Here is a 4,139-nt window from a genome sequence, read left to right as displayed (position 1 = left end):
GACATCCTACCAATTAACAGCAAGGGGTGACAAATGTCCCTAACTTCTACAATTAATTTTTTTACCGCTTCTATTTACATTTTTGAATTTAATGATTTATGAGATATTTTTTAAGCAATCTAAACCTAATTTTTCATGTTACACATCGCTTATCTTTATGTTCTGTATGGATTACATTATTTTATTAGCCAAATTTTAGAAAATTTATAGATAATTAACCCGCTAACAGATTCCAAAAAATGTGAAGAGGGTGTTACAAATTGAATAACATAGAAGAACTTTTATCCATCGCTGAAAATAAGCAGAAGTCCGGCAATTACGAGGAGGCCGTGGAACTCTATCTCACCGCTGCCAAAAAGCTGGAAGAATCAAGAAACCTGGAGAGATGTAGTCTCATCTATGCAAAAGCAGGATTTTTATTAGAATCAATTCAACAAAATTCTGAGGCATTAAAATATTTTTTAAAAACAGTAACCATACTACAGGGCCTCAAACGAGAAGACGAAAGTGTAGCATTATACCTAAGTCACCTGGGATTCAACTATTTCATAGCGGAAAAATTCGAGAAGGCGGCAGAAAGCTATCTACAGTCTGCAAAAATTTTTGAAAAAAGCAAATTATATCGAAACGCGGTTGAGAGCTATTGGAGGGCAGGTTTCTCCTATAAGCAAAACGCGGAATATCGAAAAGCTGAAAGCTGCTATAAAAAATCCTTAAAAACATCTGAAGAGTCCGGGGATAAATATCAGCAAGCAATCGTACTCGGGCTCCTAGGCATACTGTACGGGGATGCCATGAAAAGACATGAAGAAGCGGCTTTCCAATACCTTAGAAGTGGAGAAATCTTCAGGGATCTAGGGGAAATGAATGAGGCAAGAGATAAATATCTCTGGGCTTTCCAAAGCTATTTAATTGCTGGTAAGACAGAAGAAGCTGAAAAATTGATGACTTCAATTAATAAAATTTTCCCAGAGAACAACCAGCACTATATTTGAATATTAAAAATTTCATCTGAACTGAAAATAAGGAATCTAATACGCAAGTCCTATTTCTGATTGTCTCACAATTTCGTTTTCAACAAAAAGTACCAGAAGCTTTCCCTCCTCCTGAGCAGTTTTACAGATAGTTAGAATTTCCTCTTTTTTTGGTGGAAACCATATTCTCGAATTCTTCATGATCCTGCGTAAATCATTAATATTAACGCTCTCACTCTTCTGAAGAGCCCTTCTAAAGGCTTCAATAACTAATTCATGAGCCTTAGGCTCTTTGAATTCAATTAACTCCTCTAGGGTTAGAACCGCAAGAATTATTCCCTCATACACCACCTTGGAAAGATAATTATATAACTGATTGACACTTAATCCGCTCTCCCCCGCAATCTCGGCAAGCTCAAGCTCTGGTTTATCCTTTAATAGTTTTGTTATTCTCTTTATTATTGGAAATATTATAGAGTTCTCAAAGAAATTAATACCGTAGATTCCCAAAAACAGTACTAGTAACACGGCGATTCCTCCTATACCCTGCTGTGGATATATAAAAGTCTGCGAAAACAATAATAGTATAACTTGAGCGCTAGAAGTGGCTGATAAGGTAAAAGTCCTTTCTATGGCAAAGACTAATGGAGTAAATATAAATAAGCGGGCCAAATTAAACCTCTTAAAAAATAATAAAACTGGTTTAATAATTATATAGATTGGAATTATGATCCATAAGCTCGGAAAAGCAGATCTAGTATATAACCAATAAGCCAAAAGCACTGGTAAGGGTGTGGTAAAGGATCCAAAAAAGTAAATAGTGCTATAAATTCCGTAAAGATTTTCTTGTATAAAATTTCCTGAATAAACATAGAACACTGTTTGCCATGAAATAAAAAGCGTACCCACTAGTATTAAGCCCTCAACCAATAAAAACACGATCGAATATATGAGTAGACTTTTATTTAAATTCAATTAGATTCCTTCCTTCACTAAAAATCTCAATATCTCCAAAAATTTTTATTGCAATCCTGAAGGGTGCTATTACTAAATTCCATTATCGTGGTAAAAAATTTTCTTATAATAGTTTTTATATTTTAGAAGTTTAACTATTATGGTTCTTCTTTATCTTTCTCTTTTTTTCTGAGTGAGTCTATAAGACTCTGGTATTCCGTTTTGGCTCCCATTATCCTTCTAAGTCCCAAAGGTTTTCCTTCAAAATCCGGTTTTGGAGGCTGCAGTTTTGTAGATCTAAGTATTTCAGCCAGAACAAAGAAAGCTTCCATTGAAGGATTTATTCTTTTAAGTCGATAAATGTTCTTATTCAATTCGTCAATCTGGGATTCATTCATCGCTAGGAAGTTTGTTGATAAAAGAGCCCAAACAATATTTTCATCATTGTCCATTCCATACAGATCAAATTCTTTTCCTTCAATTTTGCTCGTTCGTGAGATTTGAGTAATTTTCTCAATAGCTTCCTCATCAAATGAGCCGCCCCTTCTTAGACCCACCTCGTTAAGCACGAATATTATTTCCAGAGAAGAAATATTCTCCCTCAATTTATCTAAATACGAATATAAGCTCCGTTTCTCCTCATTGCTCATTTTTAAAAAATCACGGGAAAGAAGTAGCCAAATAACTTGTTGGCTGTCATCACTCCCCAATATATCGATTTTATCTCCTAAAATTTCTTCATTTCGCGAATAATTGCTTGTTCTTTCCACAATTGAACGGTGAAAAGCGGTATCTTTGGAGAGATAGCTCCGAATTAAGTACTCCTTGAAACTAGTAGGCAGAAATGCTCTTTCAAAGTCTCGGATATTTAAAATACTTTCCACACTATCCTTCAGAACCTGGGGAATAGTTTGTCTATAAACATAATATTTTTTAATGTCTTGCACAATTCTCTTAGAGTGCTCGGAGAGAATCGGAGCAAAACGGTAGAGTGCGTCCCCCTCCTCTTTATCAACTACAAAATTTAATGTACCGATTCTTACTCCTCCTCTGGCTGCCTCATCTGCGATTGAGAAATAAAATACAAATGCGCTCTTGTGTTCCTCTTGAAGCGGGATTATAGATTCTCCCTCATTCACCTCTTGACTTAAAGAGAGGGAGCCAACCATACTCTTAAGCGCGATTTTATCCGCAATTGTCTTATCAATTCCCTTAAAATAAACACTAATTGGTCCAGCTTCCTCATCGAAGATAGCAAAACACACACCGCGCTTCTCGAACAAAAAATCACTTCCAATGTTTCCTAGAATATTATGCAACAAATATATGACTTAAATATTTTCCAAATCAAGTGCTAACTTTTACAGATAAGTTAGATATAAACTTAATAAATATTCTATGTAAAATAGGAAGTGTTAATAAGTTTTAGATAGTTAAACTAGTTTCTATGAAATTAATAGAAAAATAGCTGATTAGGGATGTTACTTTTCGGCACTGCTGGTATACCAATAACTACGGTGAAGAGAAGCTCCATAAATGGAATAAAGAGAGTAAGGGAACTTGGATTGGATGCTATGGAGATTGAGTTCGTTTACGGAGTGAAAATGAGCGAAAACCTTGCCCAGAAAATAAATATCATAGCTAAACAGGAGAGAGTTGCACTCACAGCACATGGACCTTACTATATTAATCTAAACTCTCTTAGAAAGGAAACGGTTCAAGCGAGTATCGATAGAATATTAAAAGCAGCTAGAATCACTAAGATTGCTGGAGGCAAATCCGTAACCTTTCACGCAGCTATCTACCGCGGTGCCGAACCCGAATCAGTATATAATACAATAAAGAACCGTCTTTCCCGAATAGTAAAAATTCTTCAAGAAGAGGGAAACGATGTTATAATAAGGCCCGAAACCACAGGTAAACAAAGCCAGTTCGGAACCTTAACAGAGTTAATAAAGCTTAGTCAAGAGGTGGAGCAAGTTCTTCCTAATGTAGACTTTGCACATCTCAACGCACGTAACAATGGAAAAATAAATAGATACCAACAATTTGAAGAGGTTCTAAGTGCTCTGGAATCTGGCTTGGGGAGAGATGTTCTCGATAATATGCATATTCACATTTCAGGTATAGAATACACATCTAAGGGTTTATAACATTAAAAAGATTTAATACTAAATAATACCATATATGGCTATGTGGTACTATGAAACT

General features: G+C 35.4%; 4 protein-coding genes. 2 read left to right on the top strand and 2 right to left on the bottom strand.

Features of this window, described 5'->3' with window-relative positions; genetic code table 11:
• The first annotated feature begins 260 nt into the window (after positions 1 to 260).
• Positions 261 to 995 carry a tetratricopeptide repeat protein gene (locus ACUVXA_RS17385; protein ID WP_445872548.1) on the top strand — a complete coding sequence of 245 codons (735 nt, stop codon included), beginning with the start codon at positions 261 to 263 and terminating at the stop codon, positions 993 to 995.
• Positions 996 to 1,031: 36 nt separating this feature from the next.
• On the opposite strand, the gene ACUVXA_RS17380 is transcribed toward ACUVXA_RS17385, so the two are convergent.
• Positions 1,032 to 1,502, bottom strand: a complete 471-nt coding sequence (locus tag ACUVXA_RS17380) for a hypothetical protein (protein WP_445872547.1) — start codon at positions 1,500 to 1,502, stop codon at positions 1,032 to 1,034.
• 584 nt (positions 1,503 to 2,086) lie between these two features.
• On the bottom strand, positions 2,087 to 3,211 hold the full coding sequence (locus tag ACUVXA_RS17375; protein WP_445872546.1) for a hypothetical protein: 1,125 nt from the start codon (positions 3,209 to 3,211) through the stop codon (positions 2,087 to 2,089).
• Between the two features lie 195 nt (positions 3,212 to 3,406).
• Between ACUVXA_RS17375 and ACUVXA_RS17370 the strand changes: the two genes are divergently transcribed.
• Positions 3,407 to 4,081, top strand: a complete 675-nt coding sequence (locus tag ACUVXA_RS17370) for a TIM barrel protein (RefSeq protein WP_445872545.1) — start codon at positions 3,407 to 3,409, stop codon at positions 4,079 to 4,081.
• Positions 4,082 to 4,139: the final 58 nt, after the last annotated feature.

The organism is Candidatus Jordarchaeum sp. (assembly GCF_052745115.1).
This window is presented reverse-complemented; position numbering and strand designations above follow the sequence as displayed.